Here is a 26,462-nt window from a genome sequence, read left to right as displayed (position 1 = left end):
AGCACGGGCGCGGGAAGCCGCTGCGCGAGCGACTTCCCGGTCCGGCAAGTGAAGCTTTCAGGCCTTGAGCTTCGAGTAGGCGCGGAGGTATCCCACGCACTGGGCGATCTCCGGAAGGTTGGCCTTCCAGTTGTGCTCGTATTCGATCGTCACGTTGCCGGCGAAGCCGTGCTTCCGGACTTCATCGAGGATGGCGAAGTTATCGATCACGCCGGTGCCGAAGGGGCGGTCGTGGCTCCAGGAGCCGACTTTCTCGCGGTCCTTCATGTGGAAGGAGCGCACGCGCGTGCCGATCTTCTTGATCACTTCCAGCGGATCGAGCCCGGAGGTAGCCCAATGGCCGATGTCCGCGCAGAAGCCGATGTTCTCGTGGCGGTCCTTGATCGCGTTCCAGGTCTTGTCGGGATCCCACATGGCGGTGGGCTTCGGGTGATTGTGGAAGCAGACCTTGATGTCGTATTCCTTGGCGAGCTTCTCAAGGGTATCGAGCGCGTCGAGCGACTCGGTTGTGACTCCGTAGAAGCCCAGCTTCTTGGCGAACTCGAAGGTCTTGCGGGCTTCCGTCTCATCCTTGGAGATGCCGGTCACGCCGAAGTTCACGGGTGCGACGCCATTCTCCTTGGCGTGGGCGAGCAGCTTCGCGATGTTCTCGTCGGAGAGCGAGGGGTCGAGCTTGGTATCGCCGAGCGGGCCGCCGATCTTCTGGCCGGGGAAGACTTCCACCGCGGTGGCTCCCGCGGCGCCGGACATCTGGATCGCTTCCCAAAGGGTGAATTCCTTGAGGGACCAGCATTGCACGGAGATGGCGAATCCGGCGGAGGTCAGTGCGCTTGGCTCGATCGGCTTGCCGTGCGAACGCAGGGCGAGCAGGGCGGAGGCGGCGGGGACCATCGTGAAGAGAGAACGGCGTTTCATGGTTGGCTAGTGGGGTTCTGGAACGTGCGCGGCGCTGCGGGTCTTTCCGCGGACATTGCTACAGGCAAGCTAGATCAGGCCGCCGGGCCGGGTGAAGCGCCTTTCATGACACTCCCTCCAAAGCGGGGGGCGGCCTAGTTCCAAGGATCCTTCCAAAAGGCATCCGGATACGCGATGACCGGCTCCAGCCCGAATTGGAATTCCACCAGCCCGAGGTCTTCCGCCGGCAGTTCTTCCAAGCAGGGCAGGCCGTCCTGCCAGACCAGCATCGCGAGGGTGCTGGCCGGTGCTGGCTCCGAAACCGGAGCCGGGAGTGGCTCTGCCGGAACTGCGGCGAGGGGCTTCGCGCCGGGCCGCGGGACCCCCAGGAAGGCGGCGGCTGCCAGCACGCAAGCTGCGGCGGCCAGCCCGGCGCGGCGTGCCTGCCGGCGGCGCTTCGTCTGCCTGACGGCGGCCAGCAGGCTCTCGAGAATCGGGTCGGGCGGGCTCATGGTTCAGGCGGCATCGGGGTGGTCCATCAGGCCGCGCACCCGGCGTCTCAGACGGGCGAGTTTGGATTCGATCGCTTTTGCAGATGTGGCCTGCGCCGCGGCCAGTTCGTCCTGGGTCCAGCCATCGACGTAGTGGCGGGTCAGCAGGCGGCGCTCGTCTTCGCTCAAGGTGTGGAGGGCATTCTCCAGCCGCTCGTCGGCGATGGGCGGGCCATCTTCCCGGCGCTGTGCCTGCCATTGCTGGAAGCGTTCGCCCAGCCAGGTGCGGCGGTGGATGCGGCGCGCCGAGTCGATCGCCTCGCAGCGGGTGAGGCAGGCCAGCCATGCTTCGAAAGCGGGCTCGGTCTCGATCACCTTGGCATGCCGCAGCACCCGCAGGTAAACGCGTTGGACGACCTCCTCCGCCTCGCAGGCAGGGACCCCGCGTGCCAGTGCCAGCGCTTTCAGGAACCCGAAGTAACGGGCATGAAAGCTGCGCCACGCGGCTTCGTCGCAGCGTGTCAGGCCTTGGGTGAGCTTGGCGGTTTCCCCGCTCATCGATCTTCGGTTTCTGGCATGGGGTCGGGCGCGGCGCGAGCATTGCTTTCCCCGGCAGCCGCGGGGGAATCGCGGTTGAGATGCGCGATGATCTCGCCGGTCATGTCCGCGCTATCGGGAGTGTAGAGGAAAAAGGGGATCTGCGAGGAAGTGGCCGCGGACTTGTCCACCACGTAGTCCAGCGCCTCTTCCCGGGCTTTCTCGACGACCAGGATCCGGATCTCCTCGAAAAGAGCCTTCATCCGTTCGCCACCTTTCTCCTGAAGCGCCCTCTGCCGTCGTTCCAGGAAATCGCGGCGCTCGCGTTCGAGGGCGATGGCATCCTGCTGTTTGGTGGCGCGCTCCCCGGCCGCAGTCTGCCGCCTCGAGTCGGAGATGGCGGGATCGGACATGGTCTTGGTCAGGGTTTCCAAGCTCGTCTGCAGGTTCCGGATCGCTTCGAGACGCGCGTCGCTTTCCTGCTGCACCTGCACGATGTCCGCCTGCTGATCCTTCGCCGCGGTGATCGTGCGGTGGTATTCCTTGAAGACCTGCATCATGTCCACCGTCGCGATCTTCAGGCGCGGGAGGGATTCGGCAGAAGGCAGGGCGGGTGGCTGGCTGGACGTTGGAGGCGGACTTTCGGCCCGCGGCACCGGCATGGCGGCGGCGACCGTTTTGCTGCGATTGCAAGCCGGGAGGCAGACGGCGACCGCGCCAAGCGCGAGGCTGCGCAGCAAGATGGGGGTGCGATGGCGTGGCATTTCATCCATTCAACGCCTGTGGGGGTGGATAGCCCTCGCGGCCGGTCGAAAAATTTTGGCACCCCGTCAGGTTTGCCAATGTCACGATCCGTTTCCCCACGAGGGCGGCGCAGCCGCTTTGGACTACGGCGAGCATCGCCGCTTTAGGGCGATGCCAGCCGGAGACCGCCGCGTTGAATTCACCTCTTCGTCGACCTGCATCCGCCGGTCAAAAGCGCCGGTCGCTCCGACCCCACGCTGCGCTCTCTCTCGGATTCCCGTGTTCTGGGATTTCGGGAAAGGGAGCACTGACTCGGTGGATTCAACATGGCGATCTGTCGGGACAACCCGCAGGAAAGCGGCGATGCTCGCCGCACTCCAAAGCGGCTGCGCCGCAAAAAGGGGACATCGATCGATGATGACGAGTTTCACACAGGGCCTCAAAACTCCGTGCGCACGCCGGCCACGATGCCGCGGCCTGCCATGGGCGCGATGTCCTTGAGGATGGAGGTGCTCTGCCGTGCTTCCTCGTCGGTGAGATTGACGCCCTTCAGGTAGAAGGAGGTCTTGGTATCGCCAAGTTCAAGGGTGTAACCGAGCGCGGCATTCACCAGGAGGTAGGAATCGGTCGGCAGTTCGTTCGCATCGTGGCGGTCCTGGTGCGCGGCATACTGGCCTTCGAGACGGGCCGACCAGGCACCGCATTCATAGTCCAGCGCGGCGAGCGTGCGGAAGGGCGGGATGCGCGGCAGGGGCTCGTTGGAATCGCGATTCTCCGCGCGGGTGTAGTCGGCGCGAAGGGTCAGATCGAGGCGCTGCCCGCTCGCGGAGACCGGGGACTTCGCATCCGCTTCCGCTGCCACCGGTTCTAACAGATGGATGGTGGCCTCGACCTCGCCGCCGTGGAAATCGGCACCCACGGGCTCGTAGGCGAAGATCGGGAGCACGTCGCCGCTGTCGGGATCGGTGAAGTCCGTGCCGGTGGGCGAGAGGCTGATGAAGTCATCGAAGCGGTAATAGAAGACCCCGGCGCTGCCGGTGACGCGGCCGGCCTTCTTCTTCACCGAGAGATCGATCGAGATGGAATCCTCGGTATCGAGCGAGGTATCGCCGATCTCGTAGCTGCCGGTGGCGACGTGCGGGCCATTGGCGAAGAGCTCGACATAGGTCGGCGGCCGCTGGGTGTAGGCGAGCGAAAGAGCGACCGCGTAGTCCGGCACGGGATTGTAGACGATGCCGGCGGAAGTACTGAAGGCATCGAAGGTCCGCTCCATGCCCGGACCGAAGGCGGGATTCGGCTCGGTCTCGTTGCCCTGCCGGTCGTAGCGCGCGCCGAATTGCAGGCGCAGTTTGTCGAAGGGGACTTCCTCGAAGATGAAGAGCGAGTTCACGTCGTTGTCGACGGTGGGCAGGAAGGCCTCCGCTCCCAGCGCGGAGAATTCATCATGACGGGTCTCGAAGCCGACGGTGCCTTCGAAGGGGCCGGCTTTCGCGTGCTGGAGTTCCACGCGGCCGTTGTAGCCCTCGATCAGGAAATCTGTGCCGGGCGTGGCACCTTCGAACTCGGTGTGGCCATAGTCGGTGTAGCCGAACTTGTATTCGAGTTCCTTGATCCGCGCCGCCGGTTCGTGGAAGGCACCGCGGAAGTCCCAGCGGCGCTGGCGGAGATCGATGGTCACGTCCGGCTCCGCGACGGTGCCGTAGAGCGAATCCACGCCGGAGTAGGAAAGGCCGAAGTAGCCCTTGTCCCAGACATAGGAAGCGCCGAGGCCCGCGCCCTTGGATTCCGTCGCGCTGTTAGGCAGGATGCCGTAGGGCTCGATCTCGCCCGCTGCCAGCGGCGAGGTGGCGCGCAGCCGGGCCGAGCGTGCGAAGCCGGGAATCGCCAGGTCCTCGGTCTCGCGGCTGAAGCCGTCGAAGTGGAAGACCAGCGGGCCCTTGCCGAAGGTGAGGCCTCCGGAGTAGGCCTCCGAATCATCCGCGGAGCCGAAGGCGCTGCTGAAATTCCCGCTGGGCCACTTGTCCTCGAAGCGCTCCGTGGGAATCCGCTCGTCGATCATGTTGACCACGCCGCCAAGGGTATTCGGCCCGTAGAGCAGGGTCGCCGGGCCGCGCACGACCTCGATCGCGGACATGCTCAGGGGATCGGAGGCGACCGCGTGGTCCGGGCTGACATTCGAGACATCCAGGATCGAGGTGCCGTTCTGGAGGATACGCACGCGGTCATCACCGAGGCCGCGGATGATCGGGCGGCTGGCTCCGGGGCCGAAGGAGGTGGAACTGACTCCGGCCTCGCGGGCCAGGGTTTCGCCGAGCGTGCCTTGGAGGTTCAGGAGCAGGGCCCGGTCCTTGAGGACGGTGGCGGGCTGGAGTTGCTCGAAGAGGCTACGGGCTTCGGGGGAGCCGGTAACGACCATCTCGTCCAAGGTAGTGACGGGAAGGAGATCGCGGGACTGGGAGAAAGCGGGAAGGGCGAAAGAGAGGGAGGTGATCGCGAAAGTGGGGAAACTTTTCATGGGAAGCGGTGGATCGGATTGCGGCTTCGATTCATCGCTTCTAATTTACAAACGCAAGTATAATGCAACAGTATTAAAAAGGCCGGTGTAGTCTGGAGGCGTTTTGCTGAAGTCGGGCCTTGGATCACGATTCCAAAAACCACCCTCATTTCCTCATAGGGGCCTTTTTCCTTGGCGGGCTGCCCGCATGCCGGGAAAACCTGCGACGATGCTTGCTTTCCCAGTCCTTGCCGCGGGTGCGGCAGACGTTTCGCCGCTCTTCGGGGTGCTCAGCATGGTGCTGTTCATGGCGGTGCTGATGTCGTTGCTGCTCTATCGCTTGAAGCAGAATTTCCTGGTTGGCTACCTGATCTGCGGGGTCATCATCGCCAATACTTCCCTGCTCGGATCCTTCGGGACCGAGACGACGGAGATGGACGGGGTGATCTCCCACCTGGCGGAAATGGGGGTGATCCTGCTGATGTTCACGCTCGGGATCGAGTTCTCGCTGGCGGAGTTCAAGCACCTGTGGCGGGTCTCGCTGATCGGCGGGGGAATTCAGGTCGGCACGATTTCGGCGATCGGTGCGGGAATCGCCTGGGCCTGCGGCATCCGCCCGCCGGCGGAGGTGGTGGTGCTGGCGGTCTCGGTGGCCCTGAGCTCGACCGCGGTGGCGATGAAGTCCTTCCAGGACATGGGCCAGCCGAATAACCCCAGCGCTAGAACCGCGCTGGCGATCGCACTCTTCGACGATATCGTGGTGATCCTGTTCCTCCTGATCCTGCCCGCGATGTTCGGGAAGGGCGAGGACTCGATCGCCGGGGGCATCCTGCTGGCGGTGGGGAAGGGGATTCTCTTCCTTGGCGGCTCGCTGCTGCTGGGGCGCTACGGCATCACTCCGCTGCTGCATGCGGTGGCGCGGACCCGGAGCCGGGAGCTATTCACGCTGGCGGTGGTGGCGCTCTGCGCCGGGGTCGCGGTGCTGGGTGCGCTGCTCGGTCTCTCGCCGGCGCTGGGAGCTTTCGCCGCGGGCCTGATCGTGAGCGAGTCGATCTACCGGCACCGGATCATGGCGGACATCATGCCCTTCAAGGATCTCTTCCTCGCGATCTTCTTCGTCTCGGTGGGCCTGCAGATCGACCTCGGCGTGGTGGCTGCAGACTGGTTGAGGATTCTCGGTTTCAGCGTCCTGATCCTGGTCGTGAAGGGCACCATCGCCTTCAATGTCGCGCGCCTTTTCAAGCTGCCGCTGCGCCCCGCCTTGCTGACCGGTGCGGCGCTCTCCAGCTCGGGCGAGTTCTCGCTGGTGCTGATGGGCAAGGCGGCTGACTACCGGCCGGCCGACCCCTCGACCCAGCAACTGCTGCTGAGCTGCGCGGCGCTCACCATGGCGGTGGTGCCGCTGCTGATGCGCGGCAGCGGTTCGGCGGCGCGAATCCTGGAGATGTCCGGTTTGGTGAAGGCGAAGAAGAAGCCTGTATCCGAGAATCTGACGCCGACGATCAAGATCAAGGAACTCTCCGACCATGCCGTGATCTGCGGCTATGGACCGGTGGGACGCGCGCTGAATGACGCACTGCGTCAAAGTGGCGTGGACACTCTGGTCCTGGAGCTGAACTCGGACACCGTGCGTGCGCTCAAGGCCGCGGGCCAGCCGGTGCTCTTCGCCGATGCCTCGCACCCGGAAGCGCTCGAACTCGCCGGGATCGGCCGGGCGCGGATGGTGGCCTTCACCTTCCCCGCGGTGGAACTCACCACCGCCGCGGTGCCGATCGTCCGCGAGCACAATCCGGGCATCGTCATTTTCGGTCGGGCGAAGTTTGCCGCGGAGATCGAGCAGCTCGAAGCGCTTGGCATCGAGGTCATCCACGACGAGCGCCAGACCGCGGTGGCGATGATCGAAGCCGCGCGCAGCGTCTACCAGCGCATCGACCTTTCCGACGAAGACGTGCTGGCAATCGTGGACAGCAAGGAAAACGGCGGGAACGATGCGAAGCGCTCATGAAAGCCTTTTCGTCACTTCCAATGTGACGATTTTTCCATAAATTGGAGCGTGAATTGGCACGGCCATCGCTACTATTAAACCTACATAGGCTGTGGCGAGCGGAGTGATTTCTTGGGTTTCTTCACTCCAGTTTGTAGCAGCCGATCAAAATACGGCCGGCACGGGGTTTCTTGGGTTTACCCCCGTGCCGGCCGTAAGCTTTTCTGGTGGAGAGGGTTTTTGGAGCGAACGAAACGCGGAGGCGCAGAGGTCGCAGAGGAGGTCGCTGAGATGCTGATGACCTTCCCACTTTTGCCTTTCCACCGCGCTCTTCTCGGCGACCTCCGCGCCTCCGCGTTTCGTTATTCTCAAAACCCGTTGCGTCGCGGGTCCATCCGCATTCTTCTGAACCCGTGCCACCGAAAGATCACGATACCAAGCTAGGCTCCGTGCTGGTCCGTAATCCCACGGTGGATGACATCCCTGCCATCCTCGCCCTGCACCGGCGTTGCTTTCCGCAGCCGGGTGATGCCGGCGGGCCATGGAACGAGAAGCACCTGCGCTCGCACATCCACCTTTTTCCCGAGGGCCAGGTGCTCGCGGAGAAGGACGGAAAGATCCTCGGAGTCGCTTCCTCGCTGATCGTTTCGCTCGGCCGCAATCCGCTGCGGAAACACACCTACGACGGCATCACCGACGACGGCTATTTCTACAACCACGACCCCCAGGGCGACACGCTCTACGGCGCGGACGTGTATGTGGACCCGGACGCGCGCAAGTTCGGCATCGGGGCGGCGCTCTACTCGGCGCGGCGCGATCTCTGCCGACGGCTGAACCTGCGCCGCATCCTCGCCGGGGCCCGGCTCTGGCACTACGACGAGCACGCCTCGCGGCTGACGCCGGAGGAATACGTCTGGCAGGTGCAGGACGGGAAGATCGCCGATCCCGTGCTCGGCTTCCAAATCAAGCAGGGCTTCGCGGTGCGCGGCATCATGCCGAACTATCTTCACGATCACCGTTCGCGCGACCACGCGGCGCTGATCGAGTGGCTCAATCCGGAATTCCAAGCGAAGGACGACTCGATCAACAAGGTCCGCGTCGCCTGCGTGCAGTACCAGATGCGCAAGGTGAAGGACTTCGATGACTTCGCGAACCAGGTGCGCTACTTCGTGGAGACCGCGGGGGAAGACTACGGCGCGGAGTTCGTGCTTTTCCCGGAATTCCTGACCGTGCAGTTGCTCAGCGCGCTGGAGCCGCTCGGCTCACGGGAAGGCATTCGCAAGCTGGCCGAATACACGCCGCAGTTCATCGAGCTGATGAGCGAACTCGCGCGGCAACAGGGACTCTACCTGATCGCGGGCTCGCATCCGGTGGAGCAGCCGGACGGGCGCTTGGAGAATACGTCCATGATCTTCAAGCCGGACGGCACCCACGTCTCGCAGCCGAAGCTGCACATCACTCCCTCCGAAAAAACCTGGTGGGGAATCTCCGGCGGCGATTCGCTGATCGTGCTGCAGACCCCGCGCGCGAAGATCGGCGTGCTGATCTGCTACGACGTGGAATTCCCGGAAGCCGCGCGCTACCTCGCCGACCGCGGCGTCGAAATACTATTCGTCCCGTACTGCACGGACAATCGCCAGGGTTACCTGCGCGTCAGCCTGTGCTCGGCGGCACGGGCCATCGAGAACCAGATCTACGTGGCCACCGCCGGGGTGGTGGGGAACCTGCCGGACGTGCCGGCGATGGACATCCACTACGGTCGTGCCGCGGTCTTCACGCCCAGCGATTTCGAGTTCGCCCGCGATGGCATCCAGGCCGAGGCCGATCCGAACGTAGAGACGATGCTGGTCACCGATCTCGACATCTCCGATCTCTACCGGTCGCGCTTGAATGGCAGCGTCACCCCGGTGACCGACCGGCGGACCGATCTCTTCGAGTTCCACAACAAGCTCTCGAACGAGATCATCGCGCCGGGGGTGCAGGAGGGGCATCTGTAGCGGGTGTTTCCTGCCGAAATGACACGACAGGCGCGCGCGGATGCCTTAAATTGCACTGATGAAGCGATCAGCTTTCCTATGCTCCCTGGCCGCGCTGGCAATCGCGCCGCTGGCCACGGCGGAGGTTCTTTCGGTGGCACATCCCGAAGTGTCCTTTCCTGCGGACAAGACGGTGGTGTGGACCCCGCTTTTCCAAGCGGCTTGGGACCGCTTGAATACCGAGATCGGCGGGGCTCCGGTGAAGGTCGAGCCTCCGAATGACCTGATGACGAAGCTGGACACCTTCCAGTGGCGGGCCGAGGAAGTCATGCCGGTGGACCGGTGGAAGGTCTGGTCAGGCTTGGCCAGTGCCGGGTTCGTGAAGACGACCAACCAGGAGGCGGCAGCCATGACGGGCGAAGCGGCGGGGCCGTTTTCGGGATTTGATGAAGCGGCGGAAGTACCCGGCAGGGTCATGGTGCTGGCGCTATTGGACCGGGACTTGAATTATACGAAAGGTCTCTATCGCGGTTCGACCGCCCCGCTGGAATTCCAGGGGAAAGATGGCAAGGCATCCCCGGTGAAGTTCTTCGGCGTGCGCGCCGCGCTTTCGGGGGAATTCGGTGACGTGGTCCGGATCCTCGCGCGGGAAGGGAATTCGCATGCCCTCCAGATCGCGGCAGCAGGGGAAGAATCGCTAGTCCTCTACCTCCCGGCCGGAGCCGAGACCTTCGCGGAGGCTGGCAGGAAGGTGGTGAATTGGAGGGAGGGGGGCCTGAAAGGGGAGTCTGGCTCGGAATCGGATCCCCGCCTGCACAAGAATGACGATCTGCGGATACCCTATCTGAACTTGGCCGTGCGCACCGATTTCAAGCCGCTCCTGGCGGGAGATCGCTCCTACACGGACAATCCCACAACTTGGTCGATCGTCAGGGCGGAGCAGAAGGTGGATTTCCAAATGACGGAGAAAGGGGCCAAAGTGCAGGCCACGACCGAGTTGGGTGCAGATCCCTTGGGCGCTCCGCCCAAGGCGCCGCCGGTTGTGCCGAGGAAGTTCTACTTCGACCGGCCCTTCTTCGTCTTCATGTGGCGGGACGGCGCGGCGTGGCCCTACTTCGGGGCATGGGTTGGGGATACCGCGGCGATGGAAGCTTGGAAGTAGCACTTCACCACCAGGCCCAACCATGCCGGTCCCAGAACGACTGCAACTCGGCGGTGTCGCCCTTGAAGACGTTCCGCTCCATCGGGTGCGCCATGTTGCCGAAGTAGCGCGGGCTGGACCATGAGCCGGTGTTGTAGTGCTTCGCCGTCGAGCGCCCGCCTTGCCAGACCACGCCGCCGTATTGCCACATCGCCCACTCGTCCCAGATGCCGTATTTCTCCATCAGGCTGTCGGGGGTCAGCGGGCGGCCCGATGACATGTTGCGCTCCGTGCCGCCCGGGCCGTAGAGGGCGATCCAGTAGGGCGCGCGGCGGATGATCGACTTCTCGGCGGAACTGGCGTTGCTCAGGCTCGCCCGCAGGCGGTCGCTATTTTCAAGATAGACCACCGGGGTCACGCCGGTGCGCTTCTCGATCCGCTGGATGAACTTCACCAGGCGGTCGGGGGATGAGGCGGTGTCGAAATCGCCCACTAGCAGGATCTTCCGCGAGGAGATTCCCTGCGCCCGGGCGGTGGCCCGCACCCGGTCGACGAAGGAGTCCGCCTGGAAGGCCGGGTCCTGATTCATCGTCACGAAATGGTAGGCACCCAGCAGCATGCCCTGGCGGTCCGTGGATTTCAGGAAGGCGGGGAACTTGTCGTCCAGCAGCGGCCCCTTCGCCGAGCGCGCGATCAGGCCGAGCGCGCCATTCGCCCGCAGCGCGGAGACATCGTGCTCCGAATACCCCGCGCCCCCGCGCTGGCGTTCCTTCGGATCCCAACCGGAGACATTCAGCACTGCCGGGGAATTCGCCACGCTGGTATCCCCGAAGCCGCCGCCACCGCAGGAGGAAAGAAGCATCGAAGCGGGCAATAGCAGCAGGGCAAGGGGTTTCATCCCGGGAGCCAAGCACGGAGGTCACGGATCTCAAATCCCGGATTTCAGATTCGAGATCTCGAATTTCAAATTTCAGATCTGAGATTTCAAATCTGATATCTCAAATCTCGGATTCCGGATTCACCTCCGCGCTTCCTCTGCGATCCCTGCGCCTCCGCGGTTTGTCCGATTCCCCCCCATTCCAGCCCCGGAATACCCGCCAAAACGGTCATAAGGGCCGCTCGACAAGTCGTAAATCCGCCCCTAGCGTCCGCGCCGACATGAAATTCCACCTTACTCCCGGCGTCCTGGCATTCGGCCTCGCCACCCTGATTCCGGCGGCCGCCCAGAATGAAGGCGCCGCGGAGAAGCCAGCAGTGAAGCCTGCGGACGCCCCCGCCGAGGCTCCGGCGGAGCCCGCGAAGCCACCGGTCGATCCTGCCAAGGTGAAGCCCGATTCCTCCTACGGCTTCGGCTACAAGACCGGCGGCGAGTTCATCCGCCGCTACAGCGAATTCGGCCTGCAGGCAGGTGACATCGATGCCGAGGCCTTCGTGAAGGGTTTCATGGTCGGCCTCAAGATGGAGAAGCCGGACCCCTCGGAGGAAGCCCTCAGCGCCGCCCTCGGTGCCCTGGGTGACCTGATCCAGGCCCGCGAAAAGGAAGTCGGCGCGAAAAATCTCGAAGCCGGCAAGAAGTTCCTCGAAGAGAACAAGAAGAAGGATGGCATTGTGACGACCGCTAGCGGTCTCCAGTACGAAATCCTGGCCAAGGGCACCGACAAGAAGTACGTCGCCCCGAAGGAAGGTGAGCCGGAGAAGCAATTCCTGGTGAACTATAAGGGCACCGTCATCGACGGCACCGAATTCGACGCCTCCCCTCCAGGCAGCCCGGTGCCGATGACCCTCCAGGTGATCCCGGGCTGGCAGGAAGCGCTCACCGCCATGCCGATCGGCGCGAAGTGGAAGCTCTTCATCCCGAGCGAACTTGCCTACGGCGAAGCCCGCCGCAGCGCCGTGATCACGCCGAATAGCCTGCTGATTTTCGAACTCGAACTGGTGGACATCAAGGACGCCCCGCCGAGCCCGCACGGCGGCATGCCCTTCCCGATGCCGGGTGCCGGCGGTGGTGAAGGCGAGTAAAGCGATTTATCTCTCGATGGGCTCGCGGGGATCTTGATCCCCGCGGGCCTTTTTTGTGTCTTCAGACAGATGAAGCTCACCTATTACGGCCACTCCTGTTTCGGCGTCGAACTCGCGGACGGCACCCACCTGCTCTTCGACCCCTACGTCACGCCGAACGAACTGGCGAAGGACATCGATCTCGACAGCATCCCGGCCGACTTCGTCCTGCTGACCCACGGCCATTTCGACCACATGCAGGACGCCGAGGCGATCCTGACGCGCACCGGCGCGAAGCTGATCGCGAATTTCGAAATCGCGACGTGGTATGGGGAGAAGGGGATTGCGAACGTGCATCCTCTCAATGCCGGCGGAGCCTTCCAGTTTCCCTTCGGCCGGGTGAAGGCGGTGAGCGCGATCCACTCGTCGGTATTGCCGGATGGCACCTACGGTGGCGGCCCGGTCGGTTTCGTGATCGAGGCCGGCGGCTCGAGCTTTTACGTCTCCGGTGATACCGCGCTGACCATGGACATGAAGATCATTGGCGAGCGCCACGCCCTCGAGTTCGCCGTGATGTGCATCGGCGACAATTTCACCATGGGCGCGGAGGACGCCGCGATCGCCGCGAACTGGACCGGTGCGCGCACCGTGATCGGCGTGCATTACGATACCTTCCCGCCGATCAAGCTCGACCGGGCCGCGGCCCACGCGGCCTTCACCGCGAAAGGCGTGGAGCTGCTTTTGCCCGGGATCGGGGAGACGATCGGAGTATAGGGGATTTTGCCTTCCGCGGCTTCGCCGCCGTGGACTGCGTGCAGCCTGCTGCCGCTGTCCCGATGCAGCCTGCTGCAAGGGGCGCAGCAAAGGCGAAGCACCGGAAAATGGCGAGCCGCGGATGGTCCCACTGGGAGCGCCGCGGCACCGCCCGGCAGAAGCCACCCCGGCGACCTCGCGAGATCACGGCGACGGAATGGATAGCGCCGGTGCGATGCTGCGGATCGAAGGAAGGGCGAAAGCGGTGAGCCGGGCAGTGCCCGACGCTCCCAGTCCCACGGGCGCTGTGCAACTTCCCGGGCACCTGCCAGCTTCACTTCAGCAGCGGCTTCACCATCTCGTCGTTGCCCTTCCAGCCGTCCGTGATCGCGCCGCGCGGCTCGACCTGCAGGGCGTCGTTCGGCAGCAGCACGATGTTCTTGTGCTTCAGATTCGAGTAATCGAGCCAGTAGGACGTGCCCGCCCGGATCAGCATGACGTTGCGCCCGGCGAAGTCATCGCGGCCGCCGGCGGCGTTGAGCGCCTGGACGACCGTGAGCCCTTGCCGGTAGGGCGCATCGCCGGCTCGCCGCACCCGGCCGCCAACGCTGACCGCGTCGGGGCCATTGTTGACGATCTTCCCCTTGGCGACTTCCGCCTCGATGGCGGGAGAGGTGTAGATGCCGTCCGCCTTGTAGGCGGCCTCGGCTGCGCGTGCGAATTGCTCGGCAGTGAGACCCTTGGCATTGACCGGCGCGCTCAGCATCGGCAGGCGCACTCCTCCCGCCTCGCCGACCTTGTATTCCCCGTTTACCTTCTCCTGCTCGGCGGCGCCGATGCCCTTCATGGTGACCTTGACGAGGTCTCCCGGTTCGAGGCCGTCAGCGGCGGCGAGGGCGGGGAGAAGGGCGGCGAGAGCGAGCGGAAGGAACGGTTTCATGGAGGTGGATTGAAGTTTCGAAAGTAACTTTGTGGGAAAAAGTTAATTAGGCAAGCCAATCTTTTCCTAGGGAATCCTGCCCCTTGGATCGCATGCGGCTCATTTCTGGAGAAACATGTCACAAAAGCCGCGGCTGCCTTCAATGACCCATGAAGACGCCATGCAAGCACTCGCCATTTCCCCACCCGAGCCCATGGACCGGACTCGCTTTTCCGAACTCATCCGCTGTCACCACCTGACGCTGCTCTCCTATGCGAGGGCGGTGGCAGGCCAGGAATCCACCGCCCGCGAACTCGTCCAGGATGCCTTCGTGGCGGCCTGGCAGAATATCGGACGCTTCGATGTCACCCGCGATTTCGCGACCTGGATGCGCGGCATCCTGCGCAACAAGTGGCGCGAGCATTGCCGGCTGCACTCGCGGGAAGTCCCCTTCGACGAAGCCGCACTCTCCGCCTTGGAAGCCACCTTGGCCTCGCATCCACAGGGCGACGCTGCGGTCTTCGCCCGTCTCGCCGAGTGCCGCGAGAAGCTGCCCGAGCCGATGTCCCAGGCCCTCCGCGTGTGCTACGATGAAGGTCGTACCAGCGACGATGCCGCGGGCCTCCTCGGCCTGAATCCCGCCGCCCTTCGAAAACGCCTGGAGCGCGCCCGCGAGGCGCTGCGCCTGTGCCTTTCGAAAAACGACTGAACCTTTCACTCATTCACTTTCCTACTTTCATGAACCCTTCCGAAGATCCGTCCGACCGCTTGGTCGATTCCCTCCTGCGCCAGCAGGCCCGGGGCGCTGCCGACGAGGCGCTCCTCCAGGCCATCGGGGAAAAGCTCGATGCCGCCACTCCCATCCCGGCACGCTCACCGAGGCGCGGTCCGATCTGGGCCTCGCTCGCCGCCGCGGCGGCCGTCGTGTGCGTGGGCACCGGCACTTACCTCTGGCAACGCGAGAACGAACCGGCGCCCGGGGAATCCTCGCTCGCCCTTGGAGTGGGCGAGGCGGCCATGAATAGGACACGACGTAGTCTCCCGGATTCAGAGATGCCGCCGGCTCCTCCGCTACCCGGTCCGATCGAGGCACCCCCGGCCAGTGACGGCAAGATCGCATCGAGCGCCGCGGTATCCGGTCCGATCGCTTCAGCGGAGGCACAGAACGCCGCTCCAGCCGGACGCCTGGAGATCCCGCCCTCCGCGGTGCCGATGGAACCCGCGGCTCCGCTTCCGTCCGAAGCCTTGGCGCACAACATGGAGCGCCGTCGCGGCAGTGCCGGGGGGAAAGGTGCTGGCGAAGGAATCGGCTTCGGCGGAGCCGCAACCGCGGACCCTTTCGGTTCCGATGCTATTCCCGCTCCCCGGATGGCACGCGAGCAGATGGCGGAAGTTGCCAAGTCGAAGGCTCCGGCCAGTGGCCGGGCGAATCTCTTGCCGGAGGAAGCACCCGCGGCCCGCGATGGGTCTCGTCCGGCGGTCGATGACGGCCAGTCCCGCGACAACTACGGCCAACTGGTCGACCAACCCTGGAAGTCGCCATGGCAGGATGCGCTTTCGACCTTCTCGATCGATGTCGATACCGCCTCCTACACCAATCTCCGGCGCATGATCATGGAGGGCCGCCCGGTGCCCCCGGATGCGGTGCGGATCGAGGAGTGCGTGAACTACTTCGACTACAAGTATGCCGGCCCGCAAGGCGATGGACCCTTCGCGGTGCATGGCAATCTGGCCACCTGCCCGTGGAAGCCGGGCCATCTGCTCGCCCGCGTCGCCATCAAGGGCAAGGAGATCCCTAACAACGCCCGGCCCGCCTCGAACCTCGTCTTCCTGATCGATGTCTCCGGCTCGATGCAATCGCCCGACAAGCTGACCCTGCTCAAGCGCTCGATGCGTGTGCTGATCGACCAGCTCGACGAGCGCGACCGCGTCGGCATGGTCGTCTATGCCGGCACCGAAGGCGTGGTACTCGATCCCACGGTGCTCGACGAGCGCGGCAAGTCGGCGGCGATCCAAGCGCTGGAAAAGCTCGAAGCCGGCGGCTCGACCAATGGCGGCGCGGGCATCAAGCGCGCTTACGAACTCGCCACCAAGAATCGCATCCAGGGCGGCACCAACCGCGTGATCCTGGCCACCGATGGCGACTTCAATGTCGGCACCACCGGCCAGGGCGATCTCGTCGATCTGGTGAAGAAGGGCGCGGGTGGGGGAGTCAGCCTGAGCGTGCTCGGCTTCGGCACCGGCAATCTCAACGACGCGATGATGGAAGCGATCGCCAAGGACGGCGATGGCAATTACTACTACGTCGATAGTGACGAGGAGGCGCGCCGTGTCTTCCTGCAGAAGCTGACCGGCACCTTGGTGACCATCGCCAAGGACGTGAAGATCCAGGTCGAGTTCAATCCCGGCAAGGTCCAGGCCTACCGCCTGATCGGCTACGCCGACCGCATCCTCCGTCACGAGGACTTCAACGACGACAAGGTCGATGCCGGCGACATCGGCGCGGGCCACACCGTCACTGCCTTCTACGAGATCGTGCCCGAAGGCGTGGCAATGCCGAATACCGGCACCGTGGACTCCCTGCGCTACCAGCGCCCTGCGGGCAAGGAAGTGGTGGCCAGCGACGATTGGTTCACGCTCAAGCTTCGCCACAAGCACCCCGAGGGCGACACCAGCGCCCTGATCGAAACCACGGTCAAGGGCGAGCCGGGCGCATGGGAAGATGCGGGCAATGACTTCCGCTTCGCCTCCGCCGTCGCCCTCTTCGGCATGAAGCTGCGGCAGATGCCGGAACTGGCAGATCTACCTTGGTCCACCATCGAGTCGATCGCGAAGCCGGCCCTCGCGGAGGATCCGCAGGAGCAGCGCGCCGGCTTCATCGGGATGCTGCGGAAGATCGGCAAGTATGATCCGGCAGTGGTGACGACCACGGTCAAGGAAAGCGATGCCGCCGGGATTCCGGCTCCGCTCCGCGAGCTCCGCTATCTGGGTGTGAAGGAAAGGCAGTGGTATCTCGCGTTCGGACTTGAGCCGGAAGGTCGATGGGCTCCGAAGCTGATCGGCCTCAATTCCGACAAGACGAGCTTCTCAAATCGCGTCAGCGCCACGGCGCCGCTCGCTCCCGGCGACGTCTTCTTCAAGGACGGCGAAATGGCGGGCCGCTTCCGCTTCATCGGCTTCACCGAGAAAGAGATCACCAGCAAGCGCACCAACCTGACTCAAAAGGTGAGGGTGGCCATCTACGAGGATCTCAGTCCGAGCAAGGCGGGGACGAGATACGAATCCCAGTATGGCGTGCCTGATAGTGAGATCGCCGCGAACGCCAATTTCAACCGCGTCGCGATGTTTCGCCTTCCCGGCGGATCGATTCTGGTTGTCGGGGAACGGACGCGCTTCACCCCTTCGGCCGATGGCACCGGTCCACAGTACTTCCTGAAGGAAGTCAGCCCCCGGGAAGCCAGTGTGGAATATACCGATACTCAGGGAATCCTGCGCACTCTAACGATCCCGGCTGTCTCCCCTGCGGAACAAAAGTAGCGTGGCTCTCCGAGCCGCGCTCGTGAACGGCCGCAGCCATCAATGATCATCCGATTGCGGGGGAGTCCACGGGCTCCTCCGCAGTCTTTTTCACAACAAGGGCCCGGGAGCGCGGACTTCAGTCCGCCCAAGGCAGTCGCGTAGCGACCGTGGACTGCGTGCAGCCTGCTGCCGTGAAGCAAGGGAGAGCTCCCTATCCCGCTCCGTCCGCGGCTCGCCACCATGCCTGCCCCCGGGACCGCGGAGCCTCCGGCCCGCAGAGTGGTCCCCCGATGACACGTCCCGGGAAGGCAGGCAGCGAAATCACGGCGCTGCCCATTTCGACCAAGGCGTGAATGCGGCATCCCAAGTTGCTTCTGCGGGGCAGAGCCTCCGCGGTCCCGGGGGCAGGCATGCGGCGGCGGCTGTGGGGTGCTTCCCTTTGCTGCGCCGCGGAAGGCAAACGGGTCGTTCGGATATCTTCGCGAGCGGGGATATCCGAATGTTTCACAAGTTCACTCCAGGCAATCCACCAGCGCCGCCAACACCAGATCGACATTCGCCTGCGTTGCCGAATGGCCCATCAAGCCGATACGCCAAGCTTTCCCCGCGAAGGGTCCGAGTCCCGCGCCGATCTCGATCGAGTAATCGTCCAGCAACTTCGCCCGCACCGCCGCATCGTCCGCGCCTTCCGGGATGTAGATGCAATTCAGCGTGTGCAGCGAATGTGCCGGCACATATTTGATCCCCATCGATTCCAATCCCGCGCGCAGCCTGCGATGCAGCTTCGCGTGCCGGGCGAAGCGCGCTTCCAGGCCCTCCTCCAGCACGATGGTCAGCGCCTCGTGCAGCGCGTAGATCATGTTCACCGGCGCGGTGTGGTGGTAGGCACGCTTGCCACTACCCTTATAGTAGTCCTTGAGCATCGAGGTATCGAAATACCAGCTCTGCACCTTCGTGGTCCGCTTCTCGATCGCCTCCAGCGCCCGCGGCGAGAAGGACACCGGCGAGAGACCCGGCGGGCAGGACAGGCACTTCTGCGTGCCCGAGTAGATCCCGTCGATGCCCCATTCATCCACCTTCAGCTGATGCCCCGCCAGCGAGGTCACCGCATCCACGATCAGCAGCATACCCGCGCCATGGACGAGCTCGGCCAAGCCCTCGATCGGTTGCAAGGCACCGGTCGATGTCTCCGCATGCACGATCCCCAGCGCCTTCGCCTTCGGGTTCTTTTCGATCGCTTCGGCCAGCATCTCGAAAGGGAAAGTCTCACCCCAGGGCACGTCCACCCGGTGCACCGTCACGCCCGCGCGCTCCATGACATCCACCATCCGCGTGCCGAAGACGCCATTGACGCAGACGATCGCCTCGTCTCCCCGCTCCATCAGGTTCGTCACCACGCACTCCATGCCGGCCATGCCCGTCGCGGAGACCGGGAAGGTCAGCGCGTTCTCCGTCTGGCAGACCTTGCGCAGCATCACGCAGGTGTGATCCATGATCTCGATGTAGCGCGGGTCGAGGTGACCGAGCGTCGGCGAGGCCATGGCGCGCAGGATGCGGGAGGGCACGGAGCTCGGGCCGGGGCCCATCAGGATGCGTTCGGGGACGTTCATGGGAAATGCGGGTTCTTGGGAAGTTGGGTGGCAAAGGACTGCGCCGTCAACTCCGCGAATAACATCGAGTAGGTCGGCAACAGCCGCCGCCGGATCAGATCGACCCGCGTCTCGTGCGGCGCGAAGGAACTCTTCATCGCGTTCATCGTCATCTTCTCCAGCTCCACCAGGCTCAGCCCGAAGGTCGTGGTGGCGATCGCCAGCTCCTTCGACATCTCGGTATCGCTCATCAGGCGGTCGTCGGTATTCAGGAAGACCCGGAAGCCCCCGCGATGGAAGAGCGCGAAGGGATGCTCTTCGAAGCTCGCACAAGCCCCGGTGTGGACGTTGCTGGACAGGCACATCTCCAGGGGAATCCGCCGGTCGAGGATATACTGCGCCAGATGCCCCATCTTCAGCGAGCCATCCGGCAGCACCTCGATGTCGTTCCGCAGCCGCGTCGCGTGGCCCAGCCGGTGCGCACCGCACCACTGCAGCGCCTGCCAGATCGACTCCGGCCCGAAGGCCTCGCCGGCGTGGATCGTGATGTAGAAATTCGCCCGCTGGATCGCTTGGAAGGCATCCACATGCTTCTTCGGCGGATGGCCGTATTCGCCGCCCGCCAGGTCGAAGCCGACCACCCCGCGGTCCCGCCAGCGGATCGCCAGTTCGGCGGCTTCCAGGGAATCCGTGCGGTCGCGCATCGCGCAAATGATCAGGCCCCACTCGACCCCGAAGGCCTTCCCGCCCCGCTCCAGTCCATCGAGCACCGCTTCCACCACCTCGTCCTGCGTCAGATCATTCTGCGTGTGGAAGACCGGCGCGAAGCGGATCTCCGCATAGACCACCCCGTCCATCGCCATGTCTTCCAGGAACTCGTAAGCCACCCGGCCCAGTGCCTCGCGCGTCTGCATCACCGCGATGGTGTGGGCAAAGCCCTCCAGATACTCTGGCAAATTCCCGCGCTGCGCACCCCGGTGGAACCAAGCCGCCAGCTCCTCCGGATCGGAAGTCGGCAGCCCGCCATAGCCCTGCTTCTTCGCCAGCTCGATGATGCTGGCCGGCCGCAGCCCGCCATCCAGGTGCTCGTGCAGCAGGATCTTCGGCAAACGGCGGAAATCGAGGGCGGCAACAAGGTCCGCCCCCGTAGGCAAAGGGGCCACCGGGTGAAACTCCGGATAACGGTGCTCGATCATCCTCCGCCTTCTAGCAGATCCCGCGCACGACGGCGCGGAAAATTTAAAGGTGGTCCGCACAGTCCTCTGTGCGGAAGAACGGTCCCTGAAAGCCCGCTCACCATGGGGCAAGAGTAGGCGCGGAGATCCCTCCCATGAATTTTCAACCGCGAATGGACGCGAATTATGAAGAGCCTCCGGGAGGATCAGCAGATAGGCCTAGCGCTCCGTTTGCCGCCAAGCTCCCCCATTTGTTTCTATTCGCGTCCATTCGCGGTTGAAGATTCCGGATTCGATAACTCGCGGGAAGCTGCCGGCTTGCCATCGCGGCCCGCTTCAGCAAGCATGGCCCCGTGAACGCACCACCTCCCCGCCGGTGGAGCATCGCGTTCATTTCGCGGCGCTGGCGTCACCTCCTCTGGGCCACGCCGGTTTTCGCTATCCTGTGCGGGGCCGCCTTTCACTTTGGTAAGCAGCGCCGCGACTACGCCGTCGCTGTCATTCAGATCCTACCGCGGGCCACCAGCGGCGCGCCAACCCCGCCTATCGAATCTCTGGGGATCTTCACCTCCATCCGTTCTACCGAAGTTCTCGGGGCGGCGGTCGATGAATGCAGCTTGGATACCTTGTGGAAGCTCGATCGCTCCGACTCGATCATCCACCTGCGTGGCCTCGTCGATCACGAGCCAATCAAAGGCACGGCTTTGATCAAAGTGAAGGTCGTCCCAATCCCCGGCGCGGATGCGGCGAGGGTCTGCGGCACCATCGTCGAACGTGCGAAGGGTATGGCCTCGGCTGACCAGCAGGAATGGCAGGAGGCGACGCTTGCCTCGTTGAAGGCGCAGGTAGAAGCACTCGAAGCAGAACTGGAGGAAGCCAGGAAGGCTCTCTCCGACGCCCGGAAAGTCGACCGCAGCTCCTTCGCTGCTCCGCCTGCGGATCCGAACCTCCGGCTCCGCTATGAAGCCCTGCGGGATGACTTGAAACATTGGAAGCTGAAGGAGATCTCGGACCAAATGAACTTCAAGGTCATGGAATCTCCTAACATCATTCGCGAAGCGCCCCGCTGGCAGAGTGCCACCTTAACCGAGCGGCTCGGGTCCGCCGGACCGGTCCTCCGCTCATCCATCGCCGCGGGCATCATCCTCGCTATCCTTCTAAGCTATCTCGCGGAGGCGCTGCTGCCGAGGAAGCCTCTCCCGATTCCTCCCCAATCGTGAGTCCCGGCAATCAACCCGCACGTCCCCGCCATCAAGGACGGCCTCGCGGATCCCAAGTGGAGCCACTCACCACAATCCCGCAAAACGCGCCTTCAGCTCGCCCTGCCACTTCTCCAAAAACGCCAGATCCCGCGCGGTCAGCCACGGATCCCCACCACCCGCCTCGATCTCCGCAAACCCCGCCTCCTGCGACACAACCGCAGCGGACACTTTCTCCGCAGCCCCCTCCAGCTTCTCCCGCGCCGCCTGCACCGCCGGCTCCAGCATCGCCTTGGCCAGCGCACTCAGAGCCGCACCGCGTCGCCGCGTGACCTCATCCGCCTCCTGCAAGGCTTCACCCACCGTCGAAAACAAATCTAACAACTGCGGCGAAATCGCCCCGCGCTCCTCGCCGGCCTTGCCCTCGCATTCCAGCCACGCCCGCAGCCGCTTCGCCGGACTCGATAGCCGCGCATACGCCTCCTGCAGCGCCCTGAAGTCATCGCCACTCCCACCCGCATCCGGATGATCCCGCTTACCCGCCGCCCGAAAAGCCTCCCGCAACTCCTCTTCGGGAATCGCCAGCCGCCGCTCCAATCCCAATCGCTCGAAGGGATCCATGCTCAAGCGGCAAAGCTCTCCCCGCACGAGCAAGTCACCACCGCATTCGGATTGCTCACCTTGAAGCCGCCCTGCTGCAAATCGTCCGACCAATCCAGCTCGCTGCCGCTCACGAAGAGCGCGCTCTTCGGATCGATCACCACGTTCACGCCATTGCTCGGCACCATGATGTCCCGGTCGCGCGGGCCGTCGGCCAGATCCATCTTGTACTGCAGGCCGCTGCAACCGCCGCCGATCACCGCGATCCGCAGCGCGCCTTCCGGCCGCCCCTGCTTGGCCAGCAGGCCGCGCAAATGGGCCGACGCTGCATCCAGCACCCGGACCAGCTTCTCGTTGCCCACCTTGTAATTCACCGCCGCCGCTGTCATTGCGGCGCATTTTCGCTCCGGATTGCCCCGCTGGAAACTGAAATCTCCCGCCCGGGGCACGCCAGCCTCCTGCCGTCAGACAATCGAACGGGAAAGCACGAAGATCCCGAGCTGCAAATGCCCGACCGGGCCGTCTTCACGGTCAAAAGTTTCCCACGAGGTTTGCATCGTGACCGACCATTCCCGGGTGAGGAAAATCTCGGTCGTCGTGGCCGCCGAATTGTTCAGCACGAGCCAGCGGGCGGATTTGAATTTTTCTCCCAAAACCTTGAATACCTTCTCTGCCGCGGAACGGCGGAGCTCGAAGGAGAAGCGGCGGAGATCGTGAGGATCGAGTTCGAAGGGATTCACACCCTGTGTTTCCGGCAACATCCCCGGCTCCATGTTGTAGCAGCAAACCTTCTTGGCCGACCAAGATCTGCCGCCTGCCGTCATCTCGTCGATGCCCCGGACGTAGGAGCGCGTGACCAGCTTGAAGCCCATGTCTTCCAGCGGCTCGAGCTTATCGATCGCCTTTGCGATCTTTCCCAACGTCTTCTCGTTCACGGGATCCATCTGCCCGCCTTTCTCCCTCAACGGGATCTTCCCGCCAAGCAAAAGGGCCGTGGTCCGAACCGGCACGGATTGGAATTGAAAACTGAAATCTGGCCAAGCGCCCGTCGATCCCTACCGTCCGCCCCGCCGACCACCCGTCCATGCAGCAAGTCACACCCGGCCTCGCCGTCGCCCTCGGCTCATCCTTTTTGGGCTACTACTGCCACGCCGGCTTCCTCAATGGCCTGGCCGCCGCCGGCCTGCACCCTGCAAAAGTCGCCGGATCCTCCGCCGGAGCCCTCACCGGCTCGCTCTACGCCGCCGGCCTCCGCGGCGATGCCCTGAAGACCGCCGTCCTCGATCCCGCCCTGCGCTGGTCCTTCTTCGATTGGGGCTCCGTCTTCCGCCTCCCCGGCGTCCTCAGCGTCTTCTGGTCCTCCGGCCTCTTCTCGGGAAAACGCGCCATCAAGCGCCTCCAGCGCCTCGTCGATGCCCGCGACCTTTCCTCTCTCGAATCTCCCACCATGGAGATCGCCGTCACCGACGCCATCAGCCACCGCCCCGAGATCCTCCGCTCAGGTCCGCTCGCCGAACTGATCGTCGCCAGCTGCGCCGTCCCCGGCATGCTCACCATCCAGAGGGTGGGGGAGAAGCGCTACATCGATGGCGGTGTCGCCTGCGAAGCGCCCTTCGAGCAATGGCTCGATGACCCGGCCATCGACACCATCATCATTCACCGCATCCGCCACGAGCCGAACAGCGGCCCCACCGTCAATTGGGAAACCGTCGCCACCTCCATCGGCTCCGCCCACCACGCGGTCTGCAATGAACTCCATCGCCACCGCATCGAACTCGCCCGCGTCAAGGGCAAGCGCGTGATCGAGCTCATCACCATCACGCCCATGCCCAGCCTGATCACCCAGAACGGTGCACCGCGCTGCTACGATCTGGGCTACGAGGCCGGGCGGATGGTTTCCCCCTCGTGGGAATAGGAGGGGATAGTCAGGCCCGGGAGCGCGGACTTCAGTCCGCTCGGCGGCGGCAGGGACCTTTCTCCGAAAGGTCCGGCGGGGGCGGCGCTCATGAAATTACCGTGCGGACCTAGGGGTGGGCACGCTCCTAGCCTGACCGCTCGGAGAGCGGTCCCGGCCCTTGTGCCGCCAAGATCTCGTCTTTAACCGAGTGCCATTCGAGATAGCCCGAAGAAACCGGCTCACTCCTTCTCTTTCCCATCCTCCTCCAGAATCTTGTCGATCGCGTCGATCCACTCCCACGGGCAGCGCTTCCGCTGGTACTTCTTCCAGAGAATATCCCGCAGCGCCTCCCACATCTCCCGTGGCACGGGGTCGATGGGTGTCCAGTCAGGGTCGGTTTTGAGTGTCGTCTGGAAGGTCCAGCGGCTGGCATGGCGGGAGGCCCGCCAAAAGCGCAGGCCTTCTTCGGTGCGTTCGCGCCACTCGTGGGATTCCATGCGCGGGAGTTCCCGGTGAAAAAGACAAAGTTCCAAGTAAGAAGTTCCAAGTGCCAAAGAAAGAGACAAAGTTCCAAGTAGGAAGTTCCAAGTGCCAAAGCCGAGCAATTGCCTCTTTTTGGCGCTTGGTCCTTATTACTTGGAACTTCCGCCTTTTCCCACTTGGCACTTTTTACTTGGAACTTCAAGTTCCCCCCGTGCGAAGCGGCCAGCAGAGCGATGTCTTGAAAATCTTCGCCTACGTGGCGGGCACCTTGATTCTCGGCGCTTTCCTCGCCCCATGGCTCTACCAGGCGGGCAAGGGCCTCGCCGAGGTTTTCGCCGGGAAAGAGGGCAACAAGGCGATCGAATGGCTCGCCGATGCCGCCCGGCGCTCGGATTTCCCCCGTTTCTTCAATCGCGCGGTCATGCTTTCCGCGATAATCCTGATCTTCCCGCTGCTCTCCTGGCTGCGCCTCGGCCGGCCGCCCGGCAGCTTCCGGGATACCCCATGGTCCCTGCCCCTGCCGGATCACGCGGTCGTCACCGATCGCGGCCAGCCGCTGCACCGGAATCCCCACGGCTGGGTCCAATTCGGCACCGGCTTCTTCCTCGCCGCTGGGCTCCTGCTCTTCTCCGGCTGGGTCATGGTCCAGTCCGGCTGCTTCGTCTGGCGCGATATGACCCACTCCACCCGCGGCGTGCGGATGCCTACCAGCCTGCTCGAGACCATCGAGTGGGGCAAGGCGGTGAAGAAAGCCCTGCCCGCCGCCCTCGTGATCGGCCTGATCGAGGAAACCCTCTTCCGCGGCGTGCTCTTCGGCATCTTCCTGCGCGCCATGCGCCCCGCACCGGCGATTGCCATCCTCTCCTTCCTCTTCGCCTTCGTGCATTTCCTGGAACCGCCCGCGGGCGTGGTGATCGCCGATCCGGAGGCCTCCGGTGCCGGCTTCGTCATGCTCGGCAAGATCTTCGCCCGCTTCGGCGATCCCATGCCGATGGTCTCGTCCTTCCTGGTCCTCTCCGCGGTCGGCGTGGTGCTCGCCTATTCCCGCTACCGCACCGCCTCGTTGTGGCTGCCGGTCGGCCTGCACTTCGGCTGGGTCTTCGGCGAGAAGATCTTCAAGGCCGCCACCTGGGTGGTGCCCGGCCTGCCGCGCGAGGTCCATTGGTTCGTCGGCGAAACCCTCAAGGAAGGCCTGCTGCCCTTCTCCGTGGTCGCCGTCACCGGCATCCTCGTCCACGCCATGACCCGCGCGCGCGAACCGATCGCCGGCTACCGCAGCTAGGAACTGCCATGGCCGAGGCCGCGTCCCCAAGCGTTCCGGAATCCCCGCCCCGCGGCTGGTGGGCCCGCTGCCTCGATCTCTTCTACCCCTCCGTCTGCCATGCCTGCGGCAAGGCGACCCCCGGCGATGACTCGCTCTGCGAGGACTGCCGCGCGGCGATCCCCTCGCTCCAATCGCCCTTCTGCCTGCGCTGCGCGGAGGAATTCGACGGCATGATCGAGACCGACTTCGAGTGCAGCAACTGCCGCTCCCTCGATTTCGACTTCGCCTTCGCCCGCCCGGCCATCGCCCACCACGAGGTCGTGCTGAAGATGATCCACGAGCTGAAGTACCAGCGCCGCATCCACCTCGCCCCCGAGCTCGGCCGCCTCGCCGCCCGCTCCTTCGCGGAAGACCCGCGCCTGCTCGAGGCGCTCGATGGCAAATGGCCGCTGGTCCCGGTCCCGCTCCACCGCCGCCGCCAGCTCTGGCGGCACTTCAACCAGGCCGAGGAAGTCGCCCGCCCGATCGCCCGGCTCACCGGCCTGCCCTTTTGCCGCGCCCTTTCCCGCCAGCGCGGCACCGGCAGCCAGACCCGCCTCAGCCGCGCCGAACGCCTCAAAAACCTCCGCGGCGCCTTCGCCCTGTCCGGGGCAGGGGAGCGCTTCTTCGCCGCCCACCCCGCCGGCGCGGTGCTGGTGGACGACGTCTTCACCACCGGCGCCACCACCAACGAATGCGCCCGCGTCCTCCGCCGCGCCGGGGTTCAAAAGGTGGTTGTCGTCACCGTCATGCGTGGCTAGCTTCG

At 64.4% G+C, this 26,462-nt stretch carries 24 protein-coding genes; 11 read left to right on the top strand and 13 right to left on the bottom strand.

Features of this window, described 5'->3' with window-relative positions; all coding sequences use genetic code 11:
• Positions 1-57: 57 nt before the first annotated feature.
• The 5 genes from ABWK72_RS08330 to ABWK72_RS08310 form a co-directional block, all read right to left on the bottom strand.
• Positions 58-915 (bottom strand): sugar phosphate isomerase/epimerase family protein, encoded by an 858-nt coding sequence (locus tag ABWK72_RS08330; RefSeq protein WP_367874331.1) that lies wholly within the window; start codon positions 913-915, stop codon positions 58-60.
• A gap of 134 nt (positions 916-1,049) precedes the next feature.
• Positions 1,050-1,406, bottom strand: coding sequence for a hypothetical protein (locus ABWK72_RS08325; protein WP_367874330.1), 357 nt, complete (start codon positions 1,404-1,406; stop codon positions 1,050-1,052).
• 3 nt (positions 1,407-1,409) lie between these two features.
• Positions 1,410-1,943: an RNA polymerase sigma factor gene (locus tag ABWK72_RS08320; RefSeq protein ID WP_367874329.1), complete on the bottom strand. Its 534-nt coding sequence runs from the start codon at positions 1,941-1,943 to the stop codon at positions 1,410-1,412.
• On the bottom strand, positions 1,940-2,686 hold the full coding sequence (locus tag ABWK72_RS08315) for an OmpH family outer membrane protein (RefSeq protein WP_367874328.1): 747 nt from the start codon (positions 2,684-2,686) through the stop codon (positions 1,940-1,942). The genes ABWK72_RS08320 and ABWK72_RS08315 overlap by 4 nt, the downstream gene beginning before the upstream one ends.
• Positions 2,687-3,105: 419 nt before the next feature.
• Positions 3,106-5,181 carry a TonB-dependent receptor gene (locus tag ABWK72_RS08310; RefSeq protein WP_367874327.1) on the bottom strand — a complete coding sequence of 692 codons (2,076 nt, stop codon included), beginning with the start codon at positions 5,179-5,181 and terminating at the stop codon, positions 3,106-3,108.
• 208 nt (positions 5,182-5,389) lie between these two features.
• Here ABWK72_RS08310 and ABWK72_RS08305 point away from each other — a divergent pair, with 208 nt between their 5' ends.
• The 3 genes from ABWK72_RS08305 to ABWK72_RS08295 all read left to right on the top strand — a co-directional run bounded on the left by ABWK72_RS08305 (position 5,390) and on the right by ABWK72_RS08295 (position 10,282).
• Positions 5,390-7,165 carry a cation:proton antiporter gene (locus ABWK72_RS08305; RefSeq protein WP_367874326.1) on the top strand — a complete coding sequence of 592 codons (1,776 nt, stop codon included), beginning with the start codon at positions 5,390-5,392 and terminating at the stop codon, positions 7,163-7,165.
• A gap of 392 nt (positions 7,166-7,557) precedes the next feature.
• Positions 7,558-9,141 carry a GNAT family N-acetyltransferase gene (locus ABWK72_RS08300; protein ID WP_367874325.1) on the top strand — a complete coding sequence of 528 codons (1,584 nt, stop codon included), beginning with the start codon at positions 7,558-7,560 and terminating at the stop codon, positions 9,139-9,141.
• 58 nt (positions 9,142-9,199) lie between these two features.
• On the top strand, positions 9,200-10,282 hold the full coding sequence (locus tag ABWK72_RS08295; RefSeq protein WP_367874324.1) for a hypothetical protein: 1,083 nt from the start codon (positions 9,200-9,202) through the stop codon (positions 10,280-10,282).
• 4 nt (positions 10,283-10,286) lie between these two features.
• Here the strand turns inward: ABWK72_RS08295 and ABWK72_RS08290 are convergent, their stop codons facing one another.
• The gene (locus tag ABWK72_RS08290) at positions 10,287-11,159 is read right to left on the bottom strand and encodes a GH25 family lysozyme (protein ID WP_367874323.1); all 873 of its coding nucleotides are present in this window, start codon (positions 11,157-11,159) and stop codon (positions 10,287-10,289) included.
• 260 nt (positions 11,160-11,419) lie between these two features.
• Between ABWK72_RS08290 and ABWK72_RS08285 the strand changes: the two genes are divergently transcribed.
• Complete coding sequence (locus ABWK72_RS08285) at positions 11,420-12,280, top strand: FKBP-type peptidyl-prolyl cis-trans isomerase N-terminal domain-containing protein (RefSeq protein WP_367874322.1); 861 nt, start codon at positions 11,420-11,422, stop codon at positions 12,278-12,280.
• A gap of 69 nt (positions 12,281-12,349) precedes the next feature.
• Positions 12,350-13,033, top strand: a complete 684-nt coding sequence (locus ABWK72_RS08280; protein ID WP_367874321.1) for a metal-dependent hydrolase — start codon at positions 12,350-12,352, stop codon at positions 13,031-13,033.
• Between the two features lie 313 nt (positions 13,034-13,346).
• Here ABWK72_RS08280 and ABWK72_RS08275 read toward each other — a convergent pair whose 3' ends face one another.
• A complete protein-coding gene (locus tag ABWK72_RS08275) occupies positions 13,347-13,952 on the bottom strand; it encodes a polysaccharide biosynthesis/export family protein (protein WP_367874320.1) in 606 nt (201 codons plus the stop codon).
• A gap of 193 nt (positions 13,953-14,145) precedes the next feature.
• Here ABWK72_RS08275 and ABWK72_RS08270 point away from each other — a divergent pair, with 193 nt between their 5' ends.
• Together ABWK72_RS08270 and ABWK72_RS08265 are read left to right on the top strand one after the other, a co-directional pair.
• The gene (locus ABWK72_RS08270) at positions 14,146-14,640 is read left to right on the top strand and encodes an RNA polymerase sigma factor (protein ID WP_367874319.1); all 495 of its coding nucleotides are present in this window, start codon (positions 14,146-14,148) and stop codon (positions 14,638-14,640) included.
• A gap of 29 nt (positions 14,641-14,669) precedes the next feature.
• Entirely contained in the window at positions 14,670-17,468 is a 2,799-nt protein-coding gene (locus ABWK72_RS08265; protein ID WP_367874318.1) for an Amuc_1099 family pilus-like system protein, read from the top strand.
• Between the two features lie 494 nt (positions 17,469-17,962).
• On the opposite strand, the gene ABWK72_RS08260 is transcribed toward ABWK72_RS08265, so the two are convergent.
• Positions 17,963-19,060 (bottom strand): alanine--glyoxylate aminotransferase family protein, encoded by a 1,098-nt coding sequence (locus ABWK72_RS08260; protein ID WP_367874317.1) that lies wholly within the window; start codon positions 19,058-19,060, stop codon positions 17,963-17,965.
• Positions 19,057-20,235: an adenosine deaminase gene (locus ABWK72_RS08255; protein WP_367874316.1), complete on the bottom strand. Its 1,179-nt coding sequence runs from the start codon at positions 20,233-20,235 to the stop codon at positions 19,057-19,059. Before ABWK72_RS08255 ends, ABWK72_RS08260 begins: the two co-directional genes overlap by 4 nt.
• A gap of 332 nt (positions 20,236-20,567) precedes the next feature.
• Between ABWK72_RS08255 and ABWK72_RS08250 the strand changes: the two genes are divergently transcribed.
• Positions 20,568-21,434 carry a hypothetical protein gene (locus tag ABWK72_RS08250; protein ID WP_367874315.1) on the top strand — a complete coding sequence of 289 codons (867 nt, stop codon included), beginning with the start codon at positions 20,568-20,570 and terminating at the stop codon, positions 21,432-21,434.
• A 66-nt stretch (positions 21,435-21,500) separates the two neighbouring features.
• On the opposite strand, the gene ABWK72_RS08245 is transcribed toward ABWK72_RS08250, so the two are convergent.
• The 3 genes from ABWK72_RS08245 to ABWK72_RS08235 form a co-directional block, all read right to left on the bottom strand.
• Positions 21,501-22,040, bottom strand: coding sequence for a hypothetical protein (locus ABWK72_RS08245; protein ID WP_367874314.1), 540 nt, complete (start codon positions 22,038-22,040; stop codon positions 21,501-21,503).
• Positions 22,037-22,402 (bottom strand): HesB/IscA family protein, encoded by a 366-nt coding sequence (locus ABWK72_RS08240; RefSeq protein WP_367874313.1) that lies wholly within the window; start codon positions 22,400-22,402, stop codon positions 22,037-22,039. Before ABWK72_RS08240 ends, ABWK72_RS08245 begins: the two co-directional genes overlap by 4 nt.
• 75 nt (positions 22,403-22,477) lie before the next feature.
• A complete protein-coding gene (locus ABWK72_RS08235) occupies positions 22,478-22,948 on the bottom strand; it encodes a hypothetical protein (protein WP_367874312.1) in 471 nt (156 codons plus the stop codon).
• A gap of 149 nt (positions 22,949-23,097) precedes the next feature.
• On the opposite strand from ABWK72_RS08235, the gene ABWK72_RS08230 reads away from it, so the two are divergent.
• Entirely contained in the window at positions 23,098-23,928 is an 831-nt protein-coding gene (locus tag ABWK72_RS08230; protein ID WP_367874311.1) for a patatin-like phospholipase family protein, read from the top strand.
• A 221-nt stretch (positions 23,929-24,149) separates the two neighbouring features.
• Here the strand turns inward: ABWK72_RS08230 and ABWK72_RS08225 are convergent, their stop codons facing one another.
• On the bottom strand, positions 24,150-24,407 hold the full coding sequence (locus tag ABWK72_RS08225; protein ID WP_367874310.1) for a hypothetical protein: 258 nt from the start codon (positions 24,405-24,407) through the stop codon (positions 24,150-24,152).
• Positions 24,408-24,604: 197 nt separating this feature from the next.
• On the opposite strand from ABWK72_RS08225, the gene ABWK72_RS08220 reads away from it, so the two are divergent.
• On the top strand, positions 24,605-25,675 hold the full coding sequence (locus ABWK72_RS08220; protein ID WP_367874309.1) for a lysostaphin resistance A-like protein: 1,071 nt from the start codon (positions 24,605-24,607) through the stop codon (positions 25,673-25,675).
• Positions 25,676-25,683: 8 nt separating this feature from the next.
• Entirely contained in the window at positions 25,684-26,457 is a 774-nt protein-coding gene (locus ABWK72_RS08215; RefSeq protein ID WP_367874308.1) for a double zinc ribbon domain-containing protein, read from the top strand.
• Positions 26,458-26,462: the final 5 nt, after the last annotated feature.

Origin of the sequence: Luteolibacter sp. Populi (genome assembly GCF_040801775.1) — a bacterium.
Classification (GTDB): domain Bacteria; phylum Verrucomicrobiota; class Verrucomicrobiia; order Verrucomicrobiales; family Akkermansiaceae; genus Haloferula.
The sequence above is the reverse complement of the archived record's forward strand: the minus strand, read 5'-3'. Positions and strand labels throughout refer to the sequence as shown.